This window comes from Nocardiopsis sp. Huas11 (genome assembly GCF_003634495.1).
GTDB lineage: Bacteria > Actinomycetota > Actinomycetes > Streptosporangiales > Streptosporangiaceae > Nocardiopsis.
Genome location: NZ_RBKY01000001.1, coordinates 4,694,030 through 4,718,126, shown reverse-complemented (window position 1 = coordinate 4,718,126; position 24,097 = coordinate 4,694,030). Strand labels below are relative to the sequence as shown.

Genomic DNA, 24,097 nt, shown 5'->3' with positions numbered 1-24,097 from the left:
GGCCGCCGCCGGTGCGGATCTAGGCCGTCCGGGGCGCTCGGGGGACGAACGCGGCCGCCGCCAGCGGCACGGCGGCCATGATCAGCCAGGACGCGGGGCCGCCCCGGTCCACCAGCGCTCCGGCGGGGATGCTGCCCAGCAGCACGGCCAGACCGGAGGCGGAGGACAGGGCACCGGTGAACAGGCCGAGCCGGGCGCCGTCGACGAGGTCGGGGACCCACGCCCGCACGGTGGGGACGATGAGCACCTGTCCGAGGGTGAGGGCGGTGACGAAGGCCACCGAGGGCAGCAGCCCGCCGGCCGCGGTGACGGGGGTCAGCACGGCCGCGGCGGCGAACCCCGTGGCCAGGAGCAGGAGACCGGTGCGCAGGACCGCCCGCCGGGAGAGGCGGTCGCCGATCCAGCGCAGGACGGGCATCTGCACGAGGACGTAGAGCAGCGACCCCCACGCGAGCAGCCAGCCCAGCGCGGTCTGGGTGCCGGTGGCGCGCTCCACTTCCTGGGGCAGGGCCAGGTAGAGCTGGTTGTAGGCGAGCAGGTAGCCGCTGTAGCCCAGGCACAGCAGCAGGAAGGGGCGGTGGGAGAGGAGTTCGCGCACGCCCTCCCCCAGACGCGGTCGCTCTCGCGGGGTCGCTTCGCCGCCCCCTTGGGGTCCGACATCGGACCCGGCGCGCGGCATCCACCGCAGGTGGGCGATGAGCACGAGGGTGAAGACCACGGCGCCCGCCAGGCACGCGGTCGCGAAACCGCCGAGCAGCAGGAGCGCGCCCAGGGGCGGGCCGACCAGCGTGCCCGCCTGTCCGGCCGTCGAGAACAGCCCGAGTACGCGCGTGCGCGGGATGCCGGTGGCCCGCTCGTGGCGCACGGCCTGGCGCGCGACCTCGGTCTCCACGGCCGGGGAGAACAGGGCGGCGGCGAATCCGATGAGCAGCACCGCGGCGATGAGTGCCCCCGTGCGCTGGGCCACGGCGAGCCAGGCGAACCCGGCCACGCGCAGCACGCAGCCGATGAGGACCACCGGGCGTGGCCCGAACCGGTCGGTGAGGGCGCCGCCGACGACGAACAGTCCCTGCTGGCTGAAGGTGCGCAGGCCCAGGACCAGGCCGACCAGCCATCCGGCGAGCCCGATCGTGCCCGCCAGATGGGCGGCCAGGTAGGGCAGGACGACGAAGAAGCCGACGTTGAAGGCGGCCTGCGAGCCCACCAGGAGCCAGATCAGGCTGCCCAGTCCGCGCAGTTCGCGCAGCGTTCCCCGGCCGCGGAGGGCGGTCGCGGTCATGACGCGCTCGCGACCGGTCCGGGTCCGGTGGTCGGGGCCGGTTCGGGCACGGCCGCCACGAGTGCGCGCGTGTAGGCGTGCTCGGGCTCGGTGCACACCCGGCGGGCGGGCCCCGACTCCACGATCCGGCCCTCGCGCAGGACCAGGGCGTCGTGGGCCACGTGCCGGACCAGGGCGAGGTCGTGGCAGATGAACAGGTAGCCCAGCCCCAGTTCGTCCTGGAGGTCGGTCAGCAGGTTGAGCACGCCGGCGCGCACGGAGGCGTCCAGCGCGGAGACGGGCTCGTCCAGGACCAGCACCTCGGGCTCGCACGCCAGGGCGCGGGCGATCCCCACGCGCTGGCACTGGCCGCCGGAGAGTTCGTGCGGCAGCCGCGAGCCCAGCGCGGGGTCCAGACCCACGCGTTCGAGCAGGGCGTCCACCCGGGCGGGTCCGGTGGCGCGGTCCCATCGCCGTTGGACGCGCAGCGGTTCGGCGACGGCCTCGCGTACGCGCAGGCGGGGGCTGAGCGAGCCGTAGGGGTCCTGGAAGACCGGTTGGAGCGCGGGGCGCAGGGCGCGCAGCTCCCGTTCGGGCAGGGTGGTCAGTTCTTCGCCCCGGAAGCGGACCGAGCCCGACTCGGGGCGCAGTAGTCCGGTGACGGCGGCGGCCGTGCTGGACTTGCCGGATCCGGACTCCCCGATCAGGGCCAGGGTGTGTCCGCGGCGCAGGTCGAAGGAGACGCCGTCCACGGCCGGGGCGGCCGGGTCGCGGCCGGGCCCGGGGTAGCGCACGACCAGGTCGCGCACCCGCAGCAGGAGGTGGTCGTCGTCCATCGCGGTTCCCTCCGGGTGCGGTGTGGGGCGGTCCGGGCCGGCGCTCATACGGCGGCCCGGGAGAACAGGGTGTGCGCGGGGACCGGGACGTCCCGCCAGTGGTGACAGGAGACCAGATGCGCGGGGTCGCCGGTGGGAACCGGGTCGGGCGCGTCGGCCTCGCAGCGCGCGTCGGCCAGCGGGCAGCGCGGGGCGAACGCGCAGCCCGGCGGCAGGGCCGCGGGCGAGGGCGGGGATCCGCCGATGGCGGGCAGGCGGCGGTCGGTGGCCTCCCGCGGGGGCACGGCGGCGACGAGTCCGGCCGTGTAGGGCGCCCGAGGCTCGGTCAGGACCCGGCCCGCGGGACCGGACTCGACGTGGCGGCCCGCGTAGGCGACCACGACCCGGTCGGCGTGGCCGTGGACGACCGCGAGGTCGTGGGTGATGAGCACGACCGCGGTCCCGGTCTCTCGTCGCAGGTCCGCCAGCAGGTCGAGGACCACCCCGCTGGTGCGGGGGTCCAGGGCGGTGGTGGGTTCGTCGGCGAAGACGACCTCGGGCTCGTTGACCATGGCCATCGCGATGACCGCGCGCTGGCGCATGCCGCCGGAGAACTCGTGCGGGTAGGCGCGGGCGCGCCGCGCGGCGTCGGGGATGCCGACCCGGTCCAGGGCGGCCACCGCTCGCTCGTGGGCCCGGGCCCGGCTCAGGCGCCGGTTCGCGCGCAGGGCGCGCACGAGTTGCCCGCCCACGGTGTGCATGGGGCTCAGGACCGAGAGCGCGTCCTGGGGGATGAGTGCGACGCGGCGCCCGCGCACGGCGCGCAGTGCGCGGGGGCCGGCGCCGACGAGTTCCCGTTCCCCCAGGCGGACGCTGCCGGTGACGGTGGCGCCGTGGGGGGTGGTCCCCAGGACGGCGCGGGCGGCCATCGACTTGCCGGCGCCGGACTCGCCGATGAGCGCGAGCGCCTCGCCCGGGTGGACGTCGAAGGACAGCCCGCGCACGACGGGCAGCACCGTGCCGCGCTCGCCCGGCAGGGTGACGCGCAGGTCGCGGACCGAGAGCAGCGGCTGGTTCACGGTGTCCGTCCTCGCTGGGTGTGGGCCCGGCCGGGCAGGGTCGACAGGGAGACCGCGAAGGCGGCCAGGAGCAGGAGCATCGCGGTCGGGGCCAGGGCGGCCAGCGGCGCGCGTTCGACGTAGACCAGGGACTCCGACAGGCTCAGCCCCCATTCGGCGGAGGGCGGCTGGGCGCCCAGGCCGAGGAAGCCCAGGGAGGCCAGCGCCAGGGCGATGGCGGGCAGGCGCAGCACGGCGTGGCGGGCGACCGGGCCGGCGACCGAGGGCAGGATGTGGTGCCACAGGATCCAGCGGTCGTCGGCGCCGATGGCGCGCTGGGCGCTGAGGTAGCCCGCGGCGCGGGTCTGCTGGACGAGCGCGGCGGCGTGCGCGGCCAGCGGCGGCCAGGAGACCACGGCGATGGCGACCGAGGCGCCGAGCGTGCCGGGGCCCATGACGGCGACGACGAGGATGCCCGCGATCACCGGGGGCAGGGCGTTGGCGGCCTCGGCGGCGCCGGAGGCCAGGGAGGGCCAAAAGCCCACCACGAGCGCGATGGCGAGGCTGACCGCGCACACGAGGACGGCGACCCCGACGGTGGACACCGCTCCGTGGCCGAGCCGGGCCAGGACGTCGCGGCCCACGGCGTCGGTGCCCAGAGGGTGCGCCCAGGAGGGTCCCAGCAGGCGGTCGGCGACGGTCACGGTCAGGGCGTCGCGCGCCAGGCCCCACGCGGTGACGGTGAGCAGCAGGGCCGCGCACACGGCGGGCACCGCCCGTCGCAGGGGTCCGGCGGGCGCGGTGGGCGGCGGGGCCAGGGACAGGGCGGCGTCGCGCAGGCTCCGGCCCAGGAGGCGGCGGTGCGCGGCCTGGGCGAGGACCCCGGCGAGGGTGCCGAGCAGCACGAGGGCGAGCACGGACCCCTGGAGGACGGGCAGGTCCTGGGCCTGGGCGGCGCCCAGGGCGGTGCGGCCGATGCCGGGCACGGTGAAGATGGTCTCCACGGCGACCGCTCCCCCGGTCAGTCCGACGGCGACCATGCCGAGCTGCGGCACGAGGGCGGGGGTGGCGCGGCGCAGGGCCGCGGCGGCGATCTGGCCGGGCGAACAGCCCGAGGCGGTCCACAGCCCGACCCAGCGTTCGGCGAACACGGCGGGCAGGGCGTCGTCGACGAGCCGGCCCAGGAGTCCGCCCGCCGGGATGCCCAGCGCCAGGGCGGGCAGGACGAGGTGTTCGGGTCCGCTCCAGCCGTAGGGCGGCGACCACCCCAGCCCCACCGCGAACACGAGCATCAGCACGATGGCGATGAGGAACTCGGGCAGGGCGGTGAGCGCGGCCGCGGCGGCGCCGGTGCCCGAACCGCCCGGCCGCAGGGTGCCGCGGGCGCCGCGCACCAGGGTGGGGGCGCACAGCGCGGCGGCCACGGGCAGGGCGACGGCCAGGGCCGCACCCATCACGGTCAGGGACACCCCGGTGGCGGAGAGAACGGACGGCAGCACGGGCGTGCCCGAGATCCAGGAGGCGCCCAGGTCGCCGCGGAGCAGACCAGCGAACCAGGAGCCCAGGAGGGCGGCAGGGCCCTCGGCGAGGCCGAGTTCGTCGCGGATGGCGTCGAGGGCCTCGGGGGTGGGCTCCTGCTCGGCGGACCGGGCGCGCAGCAGCGACAGCGCGGGGTCGCGACCCGAGAGCCAGGGCAGCAGTCCGACGACGACCGTGATGAGGGCGAGCGCGGCCAGGCGGGTCAGCAGGGGCGCGGCCCGGCGGGCCCGCGCGGGGCGCCGCCGGGGCGGTGCGGTGTCCTTCATCGGTCCAGGTGGGTCTGCGGGGTGATGAGCAGGCGCTCGCGCGGGTCCTTGGCCGAGTCGACGACGCCGGTGGCGTCGCCCTGCAGGACGCGCTCGTGCAGCATCGGCAGGGCGGCGTCGGTGTCCAGGATGGCGGCCTCGGCGGCCAGGATCGCGGCGCGGCGCTCGTCGCCGGTGGGGGCGCTCTCGGCCTCCTCCAGGGCGGCGTCGACGTCCTCGTCGCACAGCTGGGCGATGTTGAAGGAGCCCTCGCAGGAGAAGTCGCTGGTCATGTAGGCGGCCGGGTCGCCGGAGTCCAGGACGGTGGCGCGGGAGAGGATGAAGGCGTCGAACTCCCCGGCCAGGGCGTCCTCCTCGATGTTGGCGTACTCGCGCACGACCTGCTCGACCTCGAAGCCGGCGTCCTCCAGCTGCTGTTCGAGGACGGTGGCGACCTCGGGCAGCTCGGCGCGGTCGGTGAAGGTGGCCAGGGTGATGGCGGTGCCGTCGGGGTCGGCGGCCTCGACCGCGTCGGTGCGCTCGGGGCGTTCGGCCGCCCAGGGGATGGCCGGGCCCAGCAGCCCGGCGGCGACGTCGGCGCGTCCCTCGTAGACACCGTCGACCAGGGCCTGGGCGTCGATGGCCTCGCGGACGGCAGCCCGCGTCGCGTGGTCGGTGAAGGGGCCCTGCTCGGTGTTGAGGTAGAGCGTGTTGGTCCGCGGCATGGGGACCTCGGTGACGGTGCCCTCGTCCAGCAGGGCGGCCTGGGAGGTGGGCACGGACTCGACGATGTCGGCCTCGCCGGTGCGCAGGGCGGCGGCCCGCGCGGTGCCGTCGGGAACGAAGCTGACGTCGATGCCGGCGGCCTGGGCGGGCTCGCCCCAGTAGTCGTCGAAGCGGTCCAGGCGGGCGGAGGTGGTGCCGTTGACCTCAACGATCTCGAAGGGGCCGCTGCCGGTGCCGACGGGGTCGACGGCGTCGCCGTCGTAGGCGCTCTCGGCGAGGATCGACAGCTGGGGCGAGGAGAGCCGCTGCGGGACCAGGGGGTCCTGGTCGGCGGTGGTGACGGTGAGGGTGTCGCCCTCGGCGCTGACGTCCAGGTCCACGCCGTCGAGGATGCGCGGCTTGGGCGAGGCCGCGGCGGCGTGGGCCAGGGCGTCGGCGGCGATGTCGGCGGTCAGCTCGGTGCCGTCGTGGAAGGTGACGCCCTCGCGGACGGTGAAGGTCCAGGTGGTGGGGTCGACCTGGGCCCAGTCGGTGGCCAGTCCGGGCTGGGGGTCGCCGGCCTCGTCGAGGTTGACCAGGGTCTCGGCGGTGCTCCAGCGGGACAGCTTGAAGGCGTCGTCGCTGAGCGGGGTGAGCCCGGATCTGGGCGGTTGCATCATCGCCACGGAGATCCGGCCGTCGGCGGCCTCCTCCTCGGCGGGGAAGCAGGCGGTCATCAGCAGGACGGCGGCCGCGGCCAGCGCGGCGCCGGGCAGGGCCTTGTGGTGGTGCACGGGGTGACTTCCAGGGGTGCGGAGGAGGGGCGGCGCGGACCTGCGGGCGCCCCGAAGAAGCCTCAAATTAGCACATGAAAACCGTTTTCATTCACATTCCGGACCTGGGGTGACACACTTCACCGAGCCGCCACAGGCCTCACCGCCCCGCGTGGGACCGCCGGCCGAGGACCCACCGCCGTTAGCATCGTTCCCACCCACAGTGACCGAGTGCTGACCGCACATGGAGCCGACATGAAGCTGCCCCTGAAGCCGCACCACCTGCCCGTCCGCCTGGCCACGGGCGCGTTCATCTTCAACTCCGGCTGGGACAAGCGCGACGCCGACGAGGCCACCGCGCAGGGCCTGCACGGCATGGCCGCCGGGGCCTACCCGTTCCTCGACAAGGTGGCGCCGGCCGACTTCGTCAAGGCCGTCTCCGCCGGGGAGATGGCCCTGGGCGCCTCGCTGATGCTGCCGATCGTGCCGAGCCGTCTGGCCGGCGCCGGGCTGACCGCGTTCGCCGCGGGACTGCTGGGCGTGTACCTGCGCACCCCGGGCCTGCGCCGCGAGGGCAGCGTCCGCCCGACCCCGGACGGCATCGGGATGGCCAAGGACTCGTTCATGCTCGGAGCGGGCCTGACCCTGATGATGGACCGCCCCGACCGCGACTGCGACTGACCGGCCCCGTCCGGGCAGGCGTGACCGCGCCCGCCCGGACGGACGGCACTCACACGAGGGGCCGGCTCATCGCGGACCGGCACTCGACTCGGTCCACCTGCGCCCGATGTGTCCGGGCCTACTCGGCCGCGACGGGGACGATGCTGCCCTGGTACTCCTCCTCCAGGAAGCGCGTGGCCTCGGACGAGGTCAGCAGCTCCAGGAGCGTGGCGATACGCGGATCGTCGGCATTGTCGGCGCGAGCCGCGAGCACGTTGACGTAGGGGTTGCCCTCGACCTGCTCGAGCAGAATGCTGTCCTGTTCGAAGTCCAGACCCGCTTCCTGGGCGTAGTTGTTGTTGACGATCGCGGCGTCGACGTCGTCCAGCGAGCGGGGCAGCTGGGCCGCCTCGACCTCACGGAACTCCAGGTCCTTGGGGTTGTCCTCGATGTCGTCGAGGGAGAAGGAGCCCTCGTCGGTGCCCTCGGCCAGGGTGATGAGGCCGCCCTCCTGCAGAAGCAGCAGAGCCCGGAACTCGTTGGTGGGGTCGTTGGGCAGCGCGACCACGGCGCCCTCCCCCAGGTCCTCGACGGCGTCCACGCTGGAGGAGTACAGCCCCAGCGGAGGCAGGTAGACCTGGTCGACCGCGACGAGGTCGGCCCCGTGCCCTTCGTTGAACTCCTGCAGGAACGGCTCGTGCTGGTAGAGGTTGGCGTCCAGCTGCCCCTCTGCGAGCGCACTGTTGGGCGCGATGTAGTCGGAGTACTCGTGGATCTCCAGCTCCAGACCCGCGTCGGCGGCCAGCTCGGCGTCGACGAACTCCAGCAGGTCGCCGGCGGGCACGGCGGTCGCGCCGACCACGAGCGCGTCCTCACCGGAGCCGGCGGGCGCGTTCTCGGAAGGGGCGCCGCAGGCGGTCGCCGCCAGCAGGACCAGGGCGGCGGGGGCGATGACAGTGGTGCGACGCATGGCGGTGAACCCTCAATGTGTGCGGTGCGGACGGGCGGCCCCGGGGGGTTCGACAGGCCACCGCGTATTTCCTACTAATTTGATGCTAAATGAGTCGGACGCCCGTTCGCCCTGTTCGGACCGCTCGAGTGGGCAACCGCACACCGTGCCCCGCGCCCGGCTCCCCGCCGAAGCCCGTTCACCACGTCACGGGCAGGGCGGTCAGCCCTCCGGTGGCGCCGGGCGTGCGGGGAGACCCCCCTTCTTCGACGGCGGGGTGGACGGGTGCTTCGCGGAAGCGAACTGTCCCGTGGCGATCAGGACCACGACGAGCGCGAGCGGCACGATCCACCCGCTCCAGCCGAGGATCGTCGCCTGCGTGGTGTCGACGTGCTCTCCCGCCGCGGCGAAAAGGAGGTAGGTCCCGCCCGCACCGTTGAACGCGGCATGTGCCAGGGCTGCGGGCCACACGGATCCCGATCGGAGCCTCAGCCAGCCGAAGACCGCGCCGACCAGGACGCACATGCAGACCATCGCGGTCAAGCCGAGCCGGCCCGGTGCGTCGGGGTAGTTGTACCCGAGGAGGATGAGCGGGGCGTGCCAAAGGCCCCAGATCACGCCAGAGACCAGAAGGGCTGGGAGTGTACCGAGCGGCATCAGTTTCGGGAGCAGCCACCCTCGCCACCCGAGTTCCTCGCCCAGCGCCGGGATGAGGTTGATGAACGCCGCCAAGGGGAGCATCGCGATCTGGAGGGCGATGAGCGCGCCGATCGGTATCGGGATCTCGGCCGCTCCTGCGGGACCCGCTTGCTCGTCGAGGGCCTGCTGGAAAGCGGAGAAGTTCGTGAAGTCGGCCGGATAGACCCCCAGCAGCGCACCGACCGGGAGCGCCACCAGGACCAGCGCGATGGGCACGAAGATTCCCAGCGCCGAGTAGACGAGGAGTCTGCGAACCGGTCTCAGCGGCCACAGTCCGAGCGTCCACGCCTTCTGCCGCGGCCGCTCCACGAAGAAGACGACGACGAGGGCGGCGATCGCGGGGGTCATCATCGTGGCGGTCGCCACGGGGGCGAACCAGGGGCTGGCGAGTCCGTCACCGAACCAGAGAGGGAGCGCGAAGAGCCAGGCGAGCGCGAACGCCAGGGCGGTGAACACACTGATGGATCGCAGGTCTCGGCCGCTCATGCGGGGTCCGCCACGGGGCGTGGTCGTCTTCGATCCGCTCGGAGATTCGTTGGTCACGACTTCTGCCCTTCCAGGATGTGCAGACCGGCGATGGTGCGGTCGTCGCGGAACGCGATCCGTGCCGTGTAGTCGGCCGCCTCGAACGAGAGTGGCGTGTTCGTGATGGTCACGTCGCCGGCCCGGGCGACCTCCGGCTCTCCACGCCCTTCGAAGGCTCCTGACAGGCCGACGATCTGTGCCCACGCGGCCGCGAGCGCGTCCTCCGACAGGCCATCGCGCATGGTCGCATCGAACCGCTCGGTGACACGCGCCCATTGCCCGGAAGCGAGGTCCTCGATCGTCGAGGCGGCCAGCTCGGCAACGCCGGGGAGTGGCGTGGTGTTCATGGGTTCTCCTGTTCTGGGATCGATCGGTTTGCCATAGCGCTGAAACGCCGCTTGCCTGCTCACGCCGAGCGCGTCACCGATGACCTGCCACGTAGCGCCGTCCTGGCGCGCCTGCTGCACGACGGCACGCACGACGTCATCGGCGGCCGCCTGCAGGCTCACGGCACGACCTATCGAGTCGGCCCAGTCGTCGTCCTCCGTCAGGACACGTGCCGCGAGGAACGCGTCCATGCGTTCTTTCAAGGCCCGCAGGGCATCTGTCAATCGTTCTTGCACATGTAAAGGATAGCTTTACAACCGGGCTGTGTGTCAAGAGAATGAGCGCGACGGTGTGCGATGCCGCCCAGCCGGGTGTGTCCTCCACCGTGAGGGCTCAGAGTTGGGCGGATGCGCCGCGCGCCTGCCGGAGAGGGAGACCGTTCACCACGTCACGGGCAGGGCGGTGAGCCCTCCGGTGAGAACGTCCCTACGGGTGGAGAGCTCGTCGACGGCCACCGCCAGACGCAGCTCGGGGAGGCGCCGCGTGAGCCCTTCCAGCACGGCGCGCAGTTCGATCCGGGCCAGCGGCGCGCCGATGCAGTAGCGCATGCCGTGTCCGAAGCCGAGGTGCGCTCCGGCGTTGCGAGTGACATCGACGCGGTCGGGGTCGGGGAAGGCGTCCGGGTCGTGGTTGGCCGAACCGAGGTCGCAGAGCACCAGGTCACCGGCGGCGATCTCGACCCCGGCGATCTCGAAGTCCACGCGCGCGTAGCGCGGGACCCCGTCGCCGCCCTTACGGGGTGCGCGCAGGATCTCCTCCACCGCCCCGGACACCAGGTCGGGATCGGCGACCAGCACCCGGTACTGCTCCGGTCGGCGAGCAGACTCAGCACACCGAGGCCGATCTGCACGACGGTGGTCTCGTGCCCGGCGAAGAGCAGCGCCATGGCGAGCCCTGCGGCCTCGGTGTCCTCGACGTCGGGGTCGGCGGCCAGGTGCGAGATGACGTCGTCGGCCGGCTCGCGGCGTTTGGCGGCGACCGGGGTGAGCCCGTAGTCGAAGAGCGCCCCCAGGCCCTGTTCGGAGCGGCCGCGGTCGGTGACGTCGCCGGCGGCCAGGCTCCACTCGCGGAAGCGCCCGCGGTCGGCGTAGGGCACCCCGAGGAGTTCGCAGATGACCTGGATCGGCAGCGGCACGGCGAGGGCCTCGTGCAGGTCGGCGGGGCGCGGACCGCGCTCCATGGTCTCGATGAGCTCGACGGCGAGCCGTTCCACGCGCGGGGCCAGGAGCCGCATCCGCTTGGGCGTGACGTGGGGCCGCAGCAGGGCGCGCATCCGGGTGTGGTCGGCCTTCTCGGTGTCGAAGTCGCCCATCGGCCCGCCGAAGAGCGCGGACTCCCCCGAGCGGGCGGCGCGGTCCGGGTCGCGGTGAGCGCGGCCGAGGCGATCGTCGTCGAGCAGTGCGCGGACCTCGTCGTGACCGGTGACGAGCCAGGCGTCGTGGCCGACTCGAGTGCGGACGCGATGGACGGGAGCCTGGGCGCACAGGCGCTCCAGCTCGGGCGGAGCGGCCAGCGGCCCGGGCCGCTCGAAGGGCAATCGCGGGATCATGGTGTCCTCCATTCATTGACTCTTGTTTGTACACTCTGCTTTAAACAAGACAGCATGTAGACTCTGAAGTCAACAAAAGGAGGTGGCCGATGTCCGGTGAGCCCATGATCGAAACCGAAACCGGAACCGGGTCTGGCTCTGCGGCCGGAACCGGAACCGAGTCCGAACCCGTGCGTCGGCTGCCCCGGGCGCAGCGGCGGGCACAGATCCTGGACGCGGCCACGCGCGCCTTCGCCCGCACCGGCTACGCCGACACCAGTCTCGACGACGTGGCCCTGGAGGCCGGGATCAGCCGCGTGCTGCTCTACCGGCACTTCGAGTCCAAGAGCGAGATGTACCGGGCGGCCCTGGATCACGCCTGCGCCCGCTTGGGCGAACGTGTGGGCACCGACCACTTCACCGACCAGAGCATCCCCGCCTTCCTCGACGCCGCAGCCGAGGACCCCGACGGCTTCCGGCTGGTGTTCCAGCACGCCGCGCGCGAACCGGAGTTCCGCGACCTCACGGACAACCTGACCCACGCCTCCACCGAACTGGCCCTGCGCCAGCTGCGCGAGATCATCCCCGAGCCCGCCTGGGCCCGTTGGGCCGCCCGCATGGTCTTCATCGTGGCCATCGAGGGCGCCATCGCGTGGCTGGACGCCGACCGTCCCGATCCCGACCAGGCCGCCGCCCGCATCGACGCGGCGGTCCACGGGGTCATCGAGGCCGCGCGCGCCTCCTACTGAGCAGCGAGCGCGCCGGGCTCGGCGAGTGTCCGAGCCGGCGCTCACGCTCAAGGCGGTCAGGCGGGTTGGACCTCGTCGAAGAGGGCGAGGGCCTCGGCGGGATCCGGGCTCACGAGCCGCCGCAGACCCGCCTCGGTGATTCCCGCCCACTGCCCGGCCCGCGCCCACATCCGCTCCTCGAAGACACGGACGGCCTCGTCCAGCTCCGCTGATCCGGAAGCGGCGGCGACGGCCTCGGCGAGCTCGGCGCCTTCCACCATCGCGAGGTTCGCTCCCGCTCCCAGAGGCGGCATCAGGTGGGCGGCGTCGCCCAGCAGGGTCACTCCGGGGACGTGGGCCCAGGTGTGGGACTCGGGCAGGGCGTGGACGGGTCGGTGGACGAAGGTACTGCCGTGGCGGAGGAGGTCGAGCACGGGATCGGCCCAGCCGTCGACATCAGCAAAGCCATCCGCCCCCTCGGACTCGCTCTCTCAGAGTTCGGCCTCGCCCCACTCCTGGACGGCCACCTCGTCGCCGACCGACAGTTTCCCGGGGCGCAGCACGGAGAACTTCGCGCCGAACACCACGCCCCCGCTCGCCGCGCGTCGGTAGCTCGCGAGCGTGCGCAGGGGTTCTGGTCCCTGCCTCGTCCCGGCCTCCTGCTCGACCAGCGTGACCGCACAGCGCACCGCGAGCTTGGCATAGCCCAGCTCGGCCTCGCCGATGGTGAGACGGCGTGCGCGGTCCTCGGCGTTCGGCATAGCGGCCCAGTCGCCGTCGCCGCCCTCATGACCGGCGCCGGGGCGGCTGTCGACGACGATGTTCGGGCGGAAGCGGTTCACCGGCAGGGGCGGTGCGCCGCGCTCGGCGATCCGCCGGTTGAGCAGGGCAAGAGAGGCGCGGGACAGCAGGTGCACGGCACTGCTGTCGGCGTAGCCAGAGCGACCAGAGGTCAGACCATCGGTGACTCGGTCGTGTTCCGGCGGCACGCGGACCAGACGGCTGGGGGTGCCGAGGAACTCTGAGAGCCAAACCGCGACGTCGTCGCCCTGGTCGATCCCCTGGAAGGTGGCGCCGAACAGGTCGACGTCGCGGCGCGGCAGGGACGTCGTCACGTCGACGCCCACCGTTCCGTATCGGCCCGGAGCGTCGGCTGAGTCAGCTGCGTCGAGTGTGAGCCGGGTTCCGTCGGCGCTCACGGTGGGCTGGATCAGGGCGAGGCGGGGGTGACGTCGCTGGGTGCGGTAGACCCCGTCCTCGCTGATGACCATGAAGCTGCGGTCATACGCGAGACCCGCCGGCGTCAGGAGCGCATCGCTCATCGATGTGCCCGCGCATCCCTTGACGGGATAGCAGATCAGTTCCACGACGGCGGCCATGTGCCCCTCCTCCGGTCGGCGGCCACAGGAGAACGTCGGTCCCCCTGGCGCGATGTCCTCTGCCCCGCAGTGATCCAAGCACTTCGGAGCTCGCCTCGAAAGGAGTTTCCAGGTGCGTCACCGCGCCAGGGCCCTGAGTGGCCGGTTCCGGCAGGAAAGGTCGGTAGGCACGGGGATTCTCGGGGCCTTCTACTCCGGACCGACCCCGACCCCACCGACATCGGCCCCTGCCGCCTCCACACCCGCCTGGGCGGCGGCATGGGACGGCTCGTCCTGAGATGACAAGGAGTGCGGCCCGCAGTGAGCTGGGCAGCGGTGCGTGAACGGTGCTCGAGGTGGCGGCCGGGCGAACATCAGGCGCACACCCGGTGGAGACCGTTGACCACTCAAGGAAGCTCAGCAAATATTGACTCAATGAATACTGAGCTTCCTTTGGAGCGGCGGGCCGCGCTTCACGCCGCCCTGGCCGATCCCGCCCGCCTGGCCATCGCCGACGCCCTGTGCTCCGGGGACGCCTCGCCCTCGGAGCTGGGCGATCGGTTCCAGATGCGCTCCAACCTCATCGCCCATCACCTGCGTGTGCTGGAGTCGGCGGGACTGGTCACCCGGTCCCGCTCCGAGGCCGACCACCGCCGCGTCTACATCCGCCTGCTGCCCGAGGTGTTCGGCGCTCTGGTCCCGGCCTCCCTGCTGCGCGCCCCGCGTGTGGTGTTCGTGTGCACCCGCAACTCGGCTCGCTCCCAACTGGCCGCCGCCTTGTGGCAGCACCGCAGCACGGTTCCCGCTGCCTCGGCGGGGACCCGCCCCGGCGAGCACGTGCACGCGGGCGCCCTTGCCGCCGCCCGCCGCCACGGGCTTCGTCTGGAAGCCGAGCACACCGCCCACGTCACGGACGTGCTACGCCCCGATGACCTGGTCGTGGCGGTCTGCGACAGCGCCCACGAGGAACTGTCCCGGACACGAGAGCGCCTGCACTGGTCGGTCCCCGACCCCGTGCGCACCGGCACCGACGAGGCGTTCGAGGACGCCTACGCCGAGATCAACGACCGCATCGAGCGGCTCGCACCCGCCGTCCACCCCGAAGGAACACCATGACCGACCAGCCCCGCCAGTTCACCGTCGACCAGCGGTACAGCCTCAAAGTCGCCTCCACCCACCTCGCCGAGGAGTTCACGGGGGTGTTCAACACCGAGACCATCGAGAGGTTCCTGCACTCCAGCTACGACCAGTTCGCGGCCCGAGCCACCATCGCCCAGTTCCTTCCGCTGCTGGCCGAACGCTTCGCCCGCCAACGACTGAGCGCGCTCGCCCGGGTCGAGAACAAAGTGGACGACGGCCGCCCTGTCGTGCTGTTCCTGTGCACACACAACGCCGGACGCAGCCAGATGGCACTGGGCTTCTTCCGCCACCTGGCCGGGGACCGCGCGATCGCCTGGTCGGGCGGTTCCGAACCGGGCCAGGAGGTCAACCCGGCCGCCGTGGAGGCCATGAAGGAGGTCGGCATCAACATCGCCACCGAGTTCCCCAAGCCGTGGACGGACGAGGTGGTGCGCGCGGCCGACGTCGTGGTCAGCATGGGCTGCGGAGACGCCTGCCCGATCTTCCCGGGCAAGCGCTACGAGGAGTGGACTCTGGAGGACCCCGACGGCCAGGACCTGACCGCGGTCCGATCGATCCGCGACGAGGTCGAGGAGCGGGTCCGCGTCCTCCTGGCCGAGCTCGAGATCGCCGTGTGAACACGATGGCGGGCCCCTCGGGGATCAGGTGTACCGCCGGCGATCCCACTCCGTGAGCCGCCGCCACCCTCCACGAGTGCGATCCCCGTGTCCTGCCTCACACGTGCCGGTGCTCACTCCCGGCTGTGGCGTAAAACGCCTGTACAGACGCCCTTTGAGCCCCCTCCACCCTGTCGTTCCTGCCGCCACAGGCATTAAGCTGTGACGGCAGGAATGACAGGAAGTCGCCGCCGCGTTGACCACTGCGGGATCGGAGACCTTCTCCCTCGTTCCGTCCCGCCGTTTCCGACGGCGGCGCGCCGGCGGGTCCGCTTCTGAGCGTCCTCGCCTGTTTCCATGCTCTCCTGCCTCTGCTGTCAGCCGCTCTGGTGGACACCCCGTCCCGTCGGCCGCCACGCACGCACGACGCATGGATTTTCCGATACTGACCGGCAACGTCCCGGTCGGTGCCTCCATACGAGGAGCACCTACTTCTTCATGTTCTCCACCCTGCGCACGCGTGTGTCCGCACCAGGCCGCCGGACCGACCCCTGGGTCATGGGAGTGTCGGGGGTGTTGATGGCCGTCTTCGTCCTGGCCGCGCTCGCCGCCCCCAAGGCGGTGGGCGCCGCGGTCGACGTGGCCTTCACCTGGTCGGCGCGCTGGTTCGGTGCCTACTGGCAGATCCTGATGCTGGCCACGTTCGTGGTGGTCACGATCCTGGCCTTCTCCCGGTACGGCAGGGTCCGCATGGGCGGCAACGACGCTCCGGCGTTCGGCCGCTTCACCTGGATCGCGATGATCACCACCACGCTGCTGGCCGCGGGCGGGGTGTTCTGGGCCGCGGCGGAGCCGATCGCGCACTACGCCTCTCCCCCGCCCCAGTACGCCGACCAGGTCAACGGCGGCGCGGGGGGCGCGGCGCTGGCCATGGCGCAGAGCTTCGTGCACTGGGGCTTCATCGGCTGGGCCATCGGCGGTTCGCTGGCCACGCTGGTGATGATGCGCGGTGTCGAGAAGGGCATGCCCCTGCGCCCCCGCACCCTGCTGTGGCCGGTGATGGGCGAGCGCGTGCGCACGCACTGGATCGGCACGGTCGTCGACGTCAGCTGCGTGCTCGCGGTCGTCGCCGGAACCGTGGGCCCGATCGGCTTCCTCGGTCTGCAGATCTCCTACATCGCCGGTGAGCTGTTCGGCCTGCCCGACACCTACGCCACCCAGGCGGCGATCATCGTCGGCCTGACCATCGTGGCCGCCGCGTCGGTGCTGAGCGGTATCCACCGCGGCATCCAGCTGCTGAGCCGCGCCAACGTGTGGGTGGCCCTGGCCCTCATCGGGGCGATCGTGAGCATGGCGTCGCTGCCCTTCGTCGCGGACCTCTACCTCCAGGCCTCGGTCGTGCAGGTGCAGGAGTTCCTGCCGATGGCGCTGTACCAGGAGGACAAGACGTGGGTCGGCTACTGGACCCTGTTCTTCTTCGGCTGGTTCCTGGGCTTCGGCCCGATGATGGCGATTTTCTTCGCCCGTATCTCGCGCGGGCGCACCGTGCGCGACATCTACGTGGGCGCGACGGTGATGCCCACGGTCGTGACCACCGTGTGGTTCACGGCGCTGGGCGGCACCGGTATCTGGCTGGAGCAGCGCGACCCGGGCACGATCACCGGCCCCTACGAGCAGGACGGGCTGCCGGCGGCGGCACTGTCCATCATCCAGGCGCTGCCGTTGACGGGTCTGCTGGGCGCGCTCATGATCATCGTGGCGCTGATCTTCCTGGCGTCCACGCTCGACTCGATGTCCTACGCGATCTCGGTGTCGAGCATGCACGAGGGCGAGCCGTCCGGGATGGTGCGCGCGTTCTGGTGCGTGGGCATGGGCCTGGCCGCAGTGGCCCTGCTGCTGGTGGGCGACGGGGGCATCCAGGCTCTCCAGTCGTTCATCGTGGTGACCGCGGTTCCGGTCGGCCTCATCATGCTGCCGACCCTGTGGACCACGCCGCGCCTGCTGCGCGACATGGCCGTCGAGCAGGGCATCGTCGTCCCTTCGACGCCGCCCGCTCGGGTGAGCGAGGAGAGCGCGGACGACGCGCAGGACGGGTCCGAGGAGACCGCGCCTCTGGTCGCCGCGTCGGAGAAGTGAGCCCCGAGTGACCTGAGGGCCCGTCCGCTTCCGCGGGCGGGCCCTCTCGCTTGTCAACGGAGCGCGAACACGCCCTCAGCGGTGGTGAACACGATGGTCCGGTCGGACAGGGCCACCGCGTTGATCAGCTGCCCCAGCGCACGCCATGGCTCCTGGACCCGCCGGCCGGGCGGCTCGCGGGCCAGGCGTCGGGTGGGGCGGCGATCATGGCCGATGGCGGAAGCTGATGCGCATCAGCCGGCTGTCGGCCCAGTCTTCGAGCCGAGTCGGCCGGATGGTCCCTGGATCGTGGGGCTGGTTGAGATCCGCGACGATCTCCGCCAGCACGGCCCGGCGTTCGGCTGGGGCGGTGACCGGCGTGGCCCGCGCCGGCAGATCCGCACGGATCCCGTTCTTGAGGTGGAAGGTGAAGGCGGGAGTGGCGAGAAGGTTCGCATGCCAGTCGGTAGCGGCCCCGCCGGCGCCGCTGCACAGGTAGGTGCCGCCCGCGGCTCGGTAGAAGAAGATCTCGATGCGGCGTGGCCGGCCGGTGCGGCGCCCCCGTGTCGTGATGTCGATGATCCGTTCACTGGTGCCTGCCGCGGGCGTGATCTCGATGGCTCGCCGGATGTCATCGGGCAGGTGCGCCAAGGACGCGTCCCGTGCGGAGTCGTCCCATCCGGCCGTGCCCGGACCGCTCATGCGGCCTCCTTCTGAAGGGCGGGCCCGAGGAGGAGTCCACCGTCGATGACGTACTCCGACCCCGTGATGAACGACGCGTCCGATGACGTGAGGAACAGGAGAAGCCGGGTGACGTCGGTCGGCTCTCCGAGTCGGGGGATGGCGAACGGCTCGGGTGAGTAGAAGTCGGCGATCGCCGCGGTGGCGCCGGCTGCTGGTTCCTGGATGAAGGGGGTCGCGATCACGCCGGGGTGGATGGTGTTCACGCGGATGTGGTCCCGGCCGAGTTCGAGCGCCGCCGTTTGCGTGAGACCACGCACGGCCCACTTACTGGCCACGTACGGCGCGTAGTGCGCTGTGCCGCCCAGGCCCATGGTCGAGGCGATATTGACGATGGCTCCCCCTGTTGCACGTCGCAGAGCGGGGGCGGCGGCCTTGATGCCGAGGAAGGTCCCGGTGAGGTTGATGTCCAGGATGCGCGACCACGTGACCTGGTCCGTCTTCTCGATCGGCACCGGCGGGTTCTGGACGCCCGCGTTGTTGACGAGCACGTTCAGGGCGCCGAAGGCGCTCTCGGCGGCCGGCACAGCGGCGGACCACGAGCTCTCGTCGGTGACGTCGAGGTGGATGAAGCGAGCGCGGGTCCCGAGCTCGTCGGCGAGAGCGGCGCCGCGTTCGGCGTCGATGTCGCCGATCACCACGTTCGCTCCCTCCGCGTGAAAGGCGCGCACGTGGCTCGATCCCTGGCCACCGGTCCCACCGGTCACGAGCACGGTCTGGTCGTCGAAGCGGCGCATCAGATGTTCCTTCAGGACGTGGGTGACTGACCGGGATCATCGGTGATGACCGGCGGCCAGTGGTGAGCCAAGCGACTCACCACTGCCTGACACTAGGTCGTCGTCAGTGGTGAGTCAAGCCACTCACCTCGTATGCTCGGCCCATGAGCAGAGCCGTGACGACGTATCACCAGCGCATCGCCCAGGAGAAGCGCGCCCTGATCCTGGCGGCCGCGACCGCCCTGTTCCTCGAGTTGGGCTACGACCGGACGTCGCTGGCGCGGATCGCGGAGCGCTCGGGCGTTTCGCGGGCCACCTTGTTCAAGCAGTTTCCGAGCAAGGCCGCCCTGTTCGACGCCATGGTCACCGAGTCCTGGTCGACCGCTGACGAAGAGGATCCACCGCCGGCGGGCGACATCGTCGACGGGCTCGGCACCATCGGCCGCCGCTACGCCGAGCTGTTGAGCCGCCCCCAGATGACCGACCTGTTCCGCATCGTCATCGCCGAGCTGCCGCGATTCCCCGAACTCGCCAACGCGCAGTTCTCACACGGGAAGATGCCCTACTTCGAGTCCGTACGCGGCTACCTGCTGGCCGAGCACGAGGCGGGAACGGTGCGGATCGAAGACGTGGACCTCGCGGCCACCCAGTTCCTGGGCATGATCTCCAACTACGTCTTCTGGCCGACCCTCCTCGTGCCGGGCTGGGAGGTGAGCGCCGAACGCGTCGCCCAGGTGGTCGACGAGGCCGTCCGCACCATGGCAGCCCGGTACGCCGTGACCGGACCGGAATCGTCGACCGACGACTGAGTCCCACCGGCCGGCGGCACTGCCCCCTTGTCCCCCGCCGTGGATAGCATCACCTGGCCAGTGCAAGACATCCGCGACCGGGCCAGGCGTCCCGGCCCTGCAAGGAGGCCACATGAGCGAGGCGTACTCGCCGATCCCTGAGCTGAACCTGCTCAAGGAGTTCTCGGACCGGATCGGCCCGATCTACTACTCGGACGGTTTCGAGCTGCTCGAGTACGACTCAGACGCCGGCCTCCACACCTGGTCGGAGCACCCGGAGTTCCTGAGCCGGTTCATCCCGTTCGCGCAGGCCAACGGCTCCGGATCCGCCTACGCGCTGTGGCGGTGCGACGATCGGACCGACCTTGCCACCCTGCCCGTCGTCCTGGTCGGCGATGAAGGAGATCTCTATGTGATCGCGCGGAACCTGGTGGAGCTGTTCCAGCTTCTGGCCTTCGACAGCGCGCCTTTCGCTGAATTCGGGTTCTTTGCCGCTGGAGAAGATGAGGAACACAGCGAGGCCCACCACGAGTTCCTCACCTGGTTGCACCAGAATTTCGGCCTTGGGCCACCGGAGGACCCGCAGGTGCTCTGGGCCGAACGAAAGAAGTACGACGATCGCTTCAAGGCATGGGCGAGCCGGTTCGTCGAGTTGGACGGTCGCTGACAGTCCATCGCGGTTCGTGGTCCCACCAACTGCCACTCCGCGATCGTCCGGAGTGTGAACAAGGACGGCAAAGTGACGGCGAGAGACCGTGTCACGCGAGGCGCCAAGGTGTGGGCCAAGGCTGATCTGGACAACAGCGGCTCCATTTCGGGAGCTCCCTGGGCCCCTTCCGGGGTCTCTAAGCCGATCGGATGATCCGCTTGAGGCGGTCATTCTCGTTTCGAGCCGCCACCTTGACGACGTAGATCTCGACTACGCCCACACGGATTTTCCGGAAAACCATCCGAACCCGCGTTCGAACTCGCTAAGTTACCTCCTGAAAGCAAGCGAACCCGGACGGTGTTGGAGCACCGTTCCGGGTTCTGACCACCTGCCTGCAAGACCCCAGGAAGGCGGCTGGTGATGGAGTCTATCCTTCCCTGCCCACGGACATCCGGCGAAACGGCGCATCGGTCCGAGTGTTCCGGCCCGAGCAAGCGACCGCTGGGCGCGATGGACGGTATCGGGTTCGTCCTCCCCCTGTGGATCGGCCAGGCGCGCCGGTCCGGCCTGTTCCCCACGCTCCGCGCGCACCTGCTCTTCAGCGTCCTGGCCGAGGCCGCCGACGTGGACGGGCGCTGGTGCTACCTCTACCAGAGCACCGTGACCGCGCGCTCGGGCGGCCTGCTCAGCGAGTCCACCGTCCTGCGCGCCCTCCAGGACCTCAAGACGGCCCGCCTCGTCAGCGTTCTGAGTCGCGAGGAGACCCGGGCCTTCTTCGCCGCCGATCTGGCCTCCGGCGCCCGGCACGCCGACCGGCTGCCGCTCGTGATCGACCTGCTCATCCCGGCCGGCGCCTACCCCGCGCAGACCCTGGCCGAGATCAACCACGCCCGCGCCCGCCTCGGCGAGGAACTCCTGGACGAGGCCACGCGGCCCTACCCTGCGGTAGGAACGACCCGTCAGCCTGACACCCGCGAGGCGTCAGAACGACGGACAGACCTTTCTCCGAAGCACCCTTCCCACCACCGCGCCGAGGCTTCCGTCCGTAGGCGCGTCAGTACAGGTGGGGACGAACACGCCCGAACACCGACGCATCACGACATTCCCGAAAGCTCCACAGGCGCAGCAGCACCGACTCCGGCGCTGCCACCGCGTCCCGCGACGCCCTCGCCCCCGCTTCCAGCACCACTCCCCCGCCTGCCGCAGCGGCTCGCCTCCGCCGTTCCGGCCCACCGGCTCACGCGCCCCCAGCACGATCGGCGCGCCCTGGCCGAGGCGGCCGGACTCCTGCTGGAGCAGGGCCTGTCCGAGCACGACGTCAGCGCCCTCTTCACCGGCATCGACACCCTGGACCGCCCCTTTCCCGCGCTGATGCGCCGCCTGCGCACCCTCCGCGACGCCCGCGCCTTCCTGGCCGGACGCCTCGGCCCGTCATCAGCGACCGAACCCGGCGCGCACCGAGCGCACCTGGGCGCGACCCCGGAACCCGCCGACGCGGACCCGTTCTCCCGCCGCCCCCGCTTCGAGGTGGACGACCGTGGCGCCGCCGCCCGCACCTGCCCGCGCCACCCCGGCGTGCGCAACGCACCGGGCGCCGCCTGCCGGGTCTGCGGCGATCCCTGCCGGGCCGTCCCCGGGGAACTCCTGCACCCGCCCGCCCAGGACGCCGCCGACCCCGCTCTGTGGGAACGGGTCCTGGACTCCTACGCACGCGCTGGGCGACCACGGCGAGAGGAACCCGCCGGACCCGCACATCCGCCCGGCCGCCAGCGCATCATCGCCCGGCTCCGGCAACAGCTCAGCGCCTCCCCCGCGACGCCGCCCGACAGCCGGGCACGGCCCGCCCGATCGGCACAGCAGAGGCAACCGGTGCGTCCGACCGCGCTCCGGTGAACGGGGCCCACGCCCGGGCAGGGTTCGGCGCACGGCACCCCACGGGCCCGCCCCTCGAAGGGGCCCTGGGATGCCGTGGTGCGGTGATGCGCAGCCCGTCGCTTCCGGCCATCAGGCGCCGGGTGAGCGCACCGACCGATAGGTCAACCGACGCAGGAGCACCTCCGCCGGGCCCCTACGCCCGGCCCGCTCCAGCGCCGCCGCACCGACCACCGTCAGGGCCCAGGTGAGCACCGCCAGCACCGAGGCCGACCAACTCGACATGGACGCACCCAAGCCCAAGCCCCAGGCGGCCAGGACCGGCCCCCACACCAGCGACTGCGCCAGGTACCCGCTCATCGACCGCCGGCCGAGCGCGCCCAGCCACCGCACCGGCCACGCCGTTGCCGCGGCGCGCCCGCTCAACCAGTGCGCCACCAGGCCGAACAGCGCCGCGTACCCGACACCGGTGAAGATCCCGACGAAGAAGCTCACCCCCGCCAGCATCGACACGGAACCGAACCCGGCGGACGTGGTGTGCTGGAGAGCCAGCACCGCACCGGCCGCCCACCCCGCGGCGATCCCCCACAGCGCCAGCCGCCGCAGCAGCACCAGGTGCCGGCCCGGCTCGTCCAGCAGCCGGTGGCGCGCCGCCAGCACGCCCATCAGGAACGCCGTCGGCAGTGCCAGCGTCGCGACACCGGACACCAGCTGGACCAGCCACGCCGAGAGCCGCGGCGCCATCGAGGCCGGGTAGGAGGCCTCCGCGATGCTGGCCCGCTGCATCTCGGCCGCCGCACCGCTCGCGCCGCCCGCGCCGGTCGCGCCGGTCGCGGCCAGCGCGCCCGCCAGGGCGATCAGAGCGCCCAGAGCCAGCAGGACGCCGATCCACACCTTCAGTGTCCGGTCCGAGCGACCGAAGAACAGCGGCACCATGATCAGGCCGATCAGCCCGTAGACGCCGATGATGTCGCCCTGCCACAGCAGCAGCGCGTGCACCGCCCCGAAGGCGATCATCCACAGGTGGCGCCGGCGCAGCAGCCGCCGTGCTTGGAGAGGGCTGGTCCCCTTGGCGGTCTGGCGCGCGTACATCTGCCCGATGCCGTAGGCGAAGAGGAACCCGAACATCGTGTGGACCCGGGCGTCCACCACGATCAGCGTGAACGCCTGGGCGATCTTGTCGGCGACGCTTCCGTCCAACGGGTGCAGCCCAGCTGCGCCCGTCTGGGCGGTGTAGAGGAAGTAGGGGGTGTGCGCGAGGGCGATCAGCAGCAGCATCATCCCCCGCGCCAGGTCGGGGGCCAGGGACCGCTCCGAGAGTGGAGTCGGTGGGAGCGGCCTGTCCTGCGCGGTCGGTGCGCGACCGGAATTGCTGGTGGTCATGGCGTCCTTTCGGTGAGGGGGTCGGTCGCCGGCGCCGTCCGGCGCTGCGGCGAGACCGCTTGTGAGGCCGAGCCGAGCCGAGCCCGTGCCAACACACTGTGCTAGTGCCGACACGAGACTAACACACTGTGCTAGTACGGTGTGCTAGTAGAGTGGGGCGCGGAGGTGCACATGACCGAATCAGCCCGCTCGAAGCCGAGTTCGCGCGACAGGATCCTCACGGCGGCCGCGGAGATGGTGGGCGAGAACCCCGCCGCACGGTTGAGCGTGCGGGCGGTGGCCGCCAGAGCAGGGGTGAGCACGGGCTCGCTCCGACACCACTTCCCGACGCAGCGCGCCCTTCAGGACGCGGTGCTCACCGGCCTCTACGACGTGGCGTTCCCCGGCGAGCCCATCCACGACACGGACCTGCCCGCGCGGGACCGGCTGGTCGGCTGTCTGCGGCAGCTGCTCGCGCCCACCGGAACCGGGGAACAGGCGAGACAGGCGTGGCGGCAGATCTACGCGTCCCTCATCAGTACCGAGCCGACCGAGGCGTCCCGCGAGGGGTACCTCGCCATCGAACGGCAGGCGCAACACCGCGTGGAGTACTGGCTCTCCGTCCTGGCCGACGCGAGAGAGCTCCCCGAGGGGGACAACACCGCCCGCGCGAAGTTCCTGCTCACCGTGATCAACGGCCTCTCGCTGGAAAGGGCGCTTCCGGGATCGGAGTCCCTGCTCGCGTCCGAGAACACCACCCTGTACACCGCCGTCGACAGCGTGCTGCGCGGCTGAACCCTGGGAGCGCCCGCGGGGACGCCCAACGAGTCCGCGTCCTTCCACAAGGCCTTGGGCGCACACACGAAAGCGGGCCCGCTCCCCTCCAGGGGA

Annotated in this window: 24 protein-coding genes; 10 read left to right on the top strand and 14 right to left on the bottom strand. The window is 71.8% G+C overall.

What is annotated here, in order from left to right; genetic code table 11:
- Positions 1-19: 19 nt before the first annotated feature.
- From DFP74_RS21225 to DFP74_RS21205, 5 genes are read right to left on the bottom strand one after another with little or no spacing between them, the layout of a single operon-like run.
- Positions 20-1,279, bottom strand: coding sequence for an MFS transporter (locus DFP74_RS21225; RefSeq protein WP_121184044.1), 1,260 nt, complete (start codon positions 1,277-1,279; stop codon positions 20-22).
- Positions 1,276-2,094 (bottom strand): ABC transporter ATP-binding protein, encoded by an 819-nt coding sequence (locus tag DFP74_RS21220; RefSeq protein ID WP_121184042.1) that lies wholly within the window; start codon positions 2,092-2,094, stop codon positions 1,276-1,278. The genes DFP74_RS21225 and DFP74_RS21220 overlap by 4 nt, the downstream gene beginning before the upstream one ends.
- A gap of 44 nt (positions 2,095-2,138) precedes the next feature.
- Entirely contained in the window at positions 2,139-3,152 is a 1,014-nt protein-coding gene (locus DFP74_RS21215) for an ABC transporter ATP-binding protein (protein WP_199725991.1), read from the bottom strand.
- Positions 3,149-4,936, bottom strand: coding sequence for an ABC transporter permease subunit (locus DFP74_RS21210; RefSeq protein ID WP_199725734.1), 1,788 nt, complete (start codon positions 4,934-4,936; stop codon positions 3,149-3,151). The genes DFP74_RS21215 and DFP74_RS21210 overlap by 4 nt, the downstream gene beginning before the upstream one ends.
- Positions 4,933-6,357 (bottom strand): ABC transporter substrate-binding protein, encoded by a 1,425-nt coding sequence (locus DFP74_RS21205; RefSeq protein WP_121188410.1) that lies wholly within the window; start codon positions 6,355-6,357, stop codon positions 4,933-4,935. The genes DFP74_RS21210 and DFP74_RS21205 overlap by 4 nt, the downstream gene beginning before the upstream one ends.
- A gap of 291 nt (positions 6,358-6,648) precedes the next feature.
- Between DFP74_RS21205 and DFP74_RS21200 the strand changes: the two genes are divergently transcribed.
- Positions 6,649-7,074, top strand: a complete 426-nt coding sequence (locus DFP74_RS21200; RefSeq protein ID WP_121184038.1) for a hypothetical protein — start codon at positions 6,649-6,651, stop codon at positions 7,072-7,074.
- 118 nt (positions 7,075-7,192) lie between these two features.
- On the opposite strand, the gene DFP74_RS21195 is transcribed toward DFP74_RS21200, so the two are convergent.
- The 4 genes from DFP74_RS21195 to DFP74_RS34555 all read right to left on the bottom strand — a co-directional run bounded on the left by DFP74_RS21195 (position 7,193) and on the right by DFP74_RS34555 (position 10,410).
- Positions 7,193-8,023 carry a MetQ/NlpA family ABC transporter substrate-binding protein gene (locus DFP74_RS21195; protein WP_121184036.1) on the bottom strand — a complete coding sequence of 277 codons (831 nt, stop codon included), beginning with the start codon at positions 8,021-8,023 and terminating at the stop codon, positions 7,193-7,195.
- A 201-nt stretch (positions 8,024-8,224) separates the two neighbouring features.
- The gene (locus DFP74_RS21190; RefSeq protein WP_121184034.1) at positions 8,225-9,187 is read right to left on the bottom strand and encodes a CPBP family intramembrane glutamic endopeptidase; all 963 of its coding nucleotides are present in this window, start codon (positions 9,185-9,187) and stop codon (positions 8,225-8,227) included.
- 53 nt (positions 9,188-9,240) lie between these two features.
- The gene (locus DFP74_RS21185) at positions 9,241-9,804 is read right to left on the bottom strand and encodes a DUF3887 domain-containing protein (protein WP_121184032.1); all 564 of its coding nucleotides are present in this window, start codon (positions 9,802-9,804) and stop codon (positions 9,241-9,243) included.
- A gap of 189 nt (positions 9,805-9,993) precedes the next feature.
- Positions 9,994-10,410: a cytochrome P450 gene (locus tag DFP74_RS34555; RefSeq protein ID WP_233571087.1), complete on the bottom strand. Its 417-nt coding sequence runs from the start codon at positions 10,408-10,410 to the stop codon at positions 9,994-9,996.
- A 65-nt stretch (positions 10,411-10,475) separates the two neighbouring features.
- Between DFP74_RS34555 and DFP74_RS34550 the strand changes: the two genes are divergently transcribed.
- Together DFP74_RS34550 and DFP74_RS21175 are read left to right on the top strand one after the other, a co-directional pair.
- Positions 10,476-11,222, top strand: coding sequence for a hypothetical protein (locus DFP74_RS34550; protein ID WP_233571086.1), 747 nt, complete (start codon positions 10,476-10,478; stop codon positions 11,220-11,222).
- A 44-nt stretch (positions 11,223-11,266) separates the two neighbouring features.
- Positions 11,267-11,890 carry a TetR/AcrR family transcriptional regulator gene (locus DFP74_RS21175; protein ID WP_121188409.1) on the top strand — a complete coding sequence of 208 codons (624 nt, stop codon included), beginning with the start codon at positions 11,267-11,269 and terminating at the stop codon, positions 11,888-11,890.
- A gap of 56 nt (positions 11,891-11,946) precedes the next feature.
- On the opposite strand, the gene DFP74_RS21170 is transcribed toward DFP74_RS21175, so the two are convergent.
- The gene (locus DFP74_RS21170; RefSeq protein ID WP_199725733.1) at positions 11,947-12,303 is read right to left on the bottom strand and encodes an FAD-dependent monooxygenase; all 357 of its coding nucleotides are present in this window, start codon (positions 12,301-12,303) and stop codon (positions 11,947-11,949) included.
- Positions 12,304-12,360: 57 nt separating this feature from the next.
- Positions 12,361-13,248, bottom strand: a complete 888-nt coding sequence (locus tag DFP74_RS21165) for an MOSC domain-containing protein (protein ID WP_121184030.1) — start codon at positions 13,246-13,248, stop codon at positions 12,361-12,363.
- 414 nt (positions 13,249-13,662) lie between these two features.
- On the opposite strand from DFP74_RS21165, the gene DFP74_RS21160 reads away from it, so the two are divergent.
- The 3 genes from DFP74_RS21160 (at position 13,663) to DFP74_RS21150 (ending at position 17,099) form a co-directional block, all read left to right on the top strand.
- Positions 13,663-14,343: a helix-turn-helix domain-containing protein gene (locus tag DFP74_RS21160; protein WP_121184028.1), complete on the top strand. Its 681-nt coding sequence runs from the start codon at positions 13,663-13,665 to the stop codon at positions 14,341-14,343.
- Positions 14,340-14,984, top strand: coding sequence for an arsenate reductase ArsC (locus tag DFP74_RS35215; RefSeq protein WP_121184027.1), 645 nt, complete (start codon positions 14,340-14,342; stop codon positions 14,982-14,984). Before DFP74_RS21160 ends, DFP74_RS35215 begins: the two co-directional genes overlap by 4 nt.
- Before the next feature lie 477 nt (positions 14,985-15,461).
- On the top strand, positions 15,462-17,099 hold the full coding sequence (locus DFP74_RS21150) for a BCCT family transporter (protein ID WP_121184025.1): 1,638 nt from the start codon (positions 15,462-15,464) through the stop codon (positions 17,097-17,099).
- A gap of 204 nt (positions 17,100-17,303) precedes the next feature.
- On the opposite strand, the gene DFP74_RS21145 is transcribed toward DFP74_RS21150, so the two are convergent.
- Both DFP74_RS21145 and DFP74_RS21140 read right to left on the bottom strand, forming a co-directional pair.
- Positions 17,304-17,780: a nitroreductase/quinone reductase family protein gene (locus DFP74_RS21145; protein ID WP_121184023.1), complete on the bottom strand. Its 477-nt coding sequence runs from the start codon at positions 17,778-17,780 to the stop codon at positions 17,304-17,306.
- Complete coding sequence (locus DFP74_RS21140) at positions 17,777-18,556, bottom strand: glucose 1-dehydrogenase (RefSeq protein ID WP_121184021.1); 780 nt, start codon at positions 18,554-18,556, stop codon at positions 17,777-17,779. Before DFP74_RS21140 ends, DFP74_RS21145 begins: the two co-directional genes overlap by 4 nt.
- A 143-nt stretch (positions 18,557-18,699) precedes the next feature.
- On the opposite strand from DFP74_RS21140, the gene DFP74_RS21135 reads away from it, so the two are divergent.
- From DFP74_RS21135 to DFP74_RS21125, 3 genes are all read left to right on the top strand, one after another.
- The gene (locus DFP74_RS21135) at positions 18,700-19,344 is read left to right on the top strand and encodes a TetR/AcrR family transcriptional regulator (RefSeq protein ID WP_121184019.1); all 645 of its coding nucleotides are present in this window, start codon (positions 18,700-18,702) and stop codon (positions 19,342-19,344) included.
- A gap of 112 nt (positions 19,345-19,456) precedes the next feature.
- Positions 19,457-19,990: a hypothetical protein gene (locus DFP74_RS21130; RefSeq protein ID WP_121184017.1), complete on the top strand. Its 534-nt coding sequence runs from the start codon at positions 19,457-19,459 to the stop codon at positions 19,988-19,990.
- Between the two features lie 492 nt (positions 19,991-20,482).
- A complete protein-coding gene (locus DFP74_RS21125; protein ID WP_121184015.1) occupies positions 20,483-21,865 on the top strand; it encodes a hypothetical protein in 1,383 nt (460 codons plus the stop codon).
- A gap of 111 nt (positions 21,866-21,976) precedes the next feature.
- On the opposite strand, the gene DFP74_RS21120 is transcribed toward DFP74_RS21125, so the two are convergent.
- On the bottom strand, positions 21,977-23,227 hold the full coding sequence (locus DFP74_RS21120; protein WP_121184013.1) for a DUF418 domain-containing protein: 1,251 nt from the start codon (positions 23,225-23,227) through the stop codon (positions 21,977-21,979).
- Between the two features lie 171 nt (positions 23,228-23,398).
- Here DFP74_RS21120 and DFP74_RS21115 point away from each other — a divergent pair, with 171 nt between their 5' ends.
- On the top strand, positions 23,399-24,001 hold the full coding sequence (locus tag DFP74_RS21115) for a TetR/AcrR family transcriptional regulator (RefSeq protein WP_121184011.1): 603 nt from the start codon (positions 23,399-23,401) through the stop codon (positions 23,999-24,001).
- Positions 24,002-24,097: the final 96 nt, after the last annotated feature.

Coding starts and splice junctions, on each gene's coding strand:
- DFP74_RS21125 (WP_121184015.1), top strand. CDS start 20,483: ATGGACGGTATCGGGTTCGTCCTCCCCCTGTGGATCGGCCAGGCGCGC.
- DFP74_RS35215 (WP_121184027.1), top strand. CDS start 14,340: ATGACCGACCAGCCCCGCCAGTTCACCGTCGACCAGCGGTACAGCCTC.
- DFP74_RS21165 (WP_121184030.1), bottom strand. CDS start 13,248: ATGGCCGCCGTCGTGGAACTGATCTGCTATCCCGTCAAGGGATGCGCG.
- DFP74_RS21150 (WP_121184025.1), top strand. CDS start 15,462: ATGTTCTCCACCCTGCGCACGCGTGTGTCCGCACCAGGCCGCCGGACC.
- DFP74_RS21160 (WP_121184028.1), top strand. CDS start 13,663: ATGAATACTGAGCTTCCTTTGGAGCGGCGGGCCGCGCTTCACGCCGCC.
- DFP74_RS21200 (WP_121184038.1), top strand. CDS start 6,649: ATGAAGCTGCCCCTGAAGCCGCACCACCTGCCCGTCCGCCTGGCCACG.
- DFP74_RS21185 (WP_121184032.1), bottom strand. CDS start 9,804: ATGGACGCGTTCCTCGCGGCACGTGTCCTGACGGAGGACGACGACTGG.
- DFP74_RS21115 (WP_121184011.1), top strand. CDS start 23,399: ATGACCGAATCAGCCCGCTCGAAGCCGAGTTCGCGCGACAGGATCCTC.
- DFP74_RS21145 (WP_121184023.1), bottom strand. CDS start 17,780: ATGAGCGGTCCGGGCACGGCCGGATGGGACGACTCCGCACGGGACGCG.
- DFP74_RS21140 (WP_121184021.1), bottom strand. CDS start 18,556: ATGCGCCGCTTCGACGACCAGACCGTGCTCGTGACCGGTGGGACCGGT.
- DFP74_RS21135 (WP_121184019.1), top strand. CDS start 18,700: ATGAGCAGAGCCGTGACGACGTATCACCAGCGCATCGCCCAGGAGAAG.
- DFP74_RS21120 (WP_121184013.1), bottom strand. CDS start 23,227: ATGACCACCAGCAATTCCGGTCGCGCACCGACCGCGCAGGACAGGCCG.
- DFP74_RS21130 (WP_121184017.1), top strand. CDS start 19,457: ATGAGCGAGGCGTACTCGCCGATCCCTGAGCTGAACCTGCTCAAGGAG.
- DFP74_RS21225 (WP_121184044.1), bottom strand. CDS start 1,279: ATGACCGCGACCGCCCTCCGCGGCCGGGGAACGCTGCGCGAACTGCGC.
- DFP74_RS21210 (WP_199725734.1), bottom strand. CDS start 4,936: ATGAAGGACACCGCACCGCCCCGGCGGCGCCCCGCGCGGGCCCGCCGG.
- DFP74_RS21205 (WP_121188410.1), bottom strand. CDS start 6,357: ATGACCGCCTGCTTCCCCGCCGAGGAGGAGGCCGCCGACGGCCGGATC.
- DFP74_RS21195 (WP_121184036.1), bottom strand. CDS start 8,023: ATGCGTCGCACCACTGTCATCGCCCCCGCCGCCCTGGTCCTGCTGGCG.
- DFP74_RS21190 (WP_121184034.1), bottom strand. CDS start 9,187: ATGAGCGGCCGAGACCTGCGATCCATCAGTGTGTTCACCGCCCTGGCG.
- DFP74_RS21220 (WP_121184042.1), bottom strand. CDS start 2,094: ATGGACGACGACCACCTCCTGCTGCGGGTGCGCGACCTGGTCGTGCGC.
- DFP74_RS21175 (WP_121188409.1), top strand. CDS start 11,267: ATGATCGAAACCGAAACCGGAACCGGGTCTGGCTCTGCGGCCGGAACC.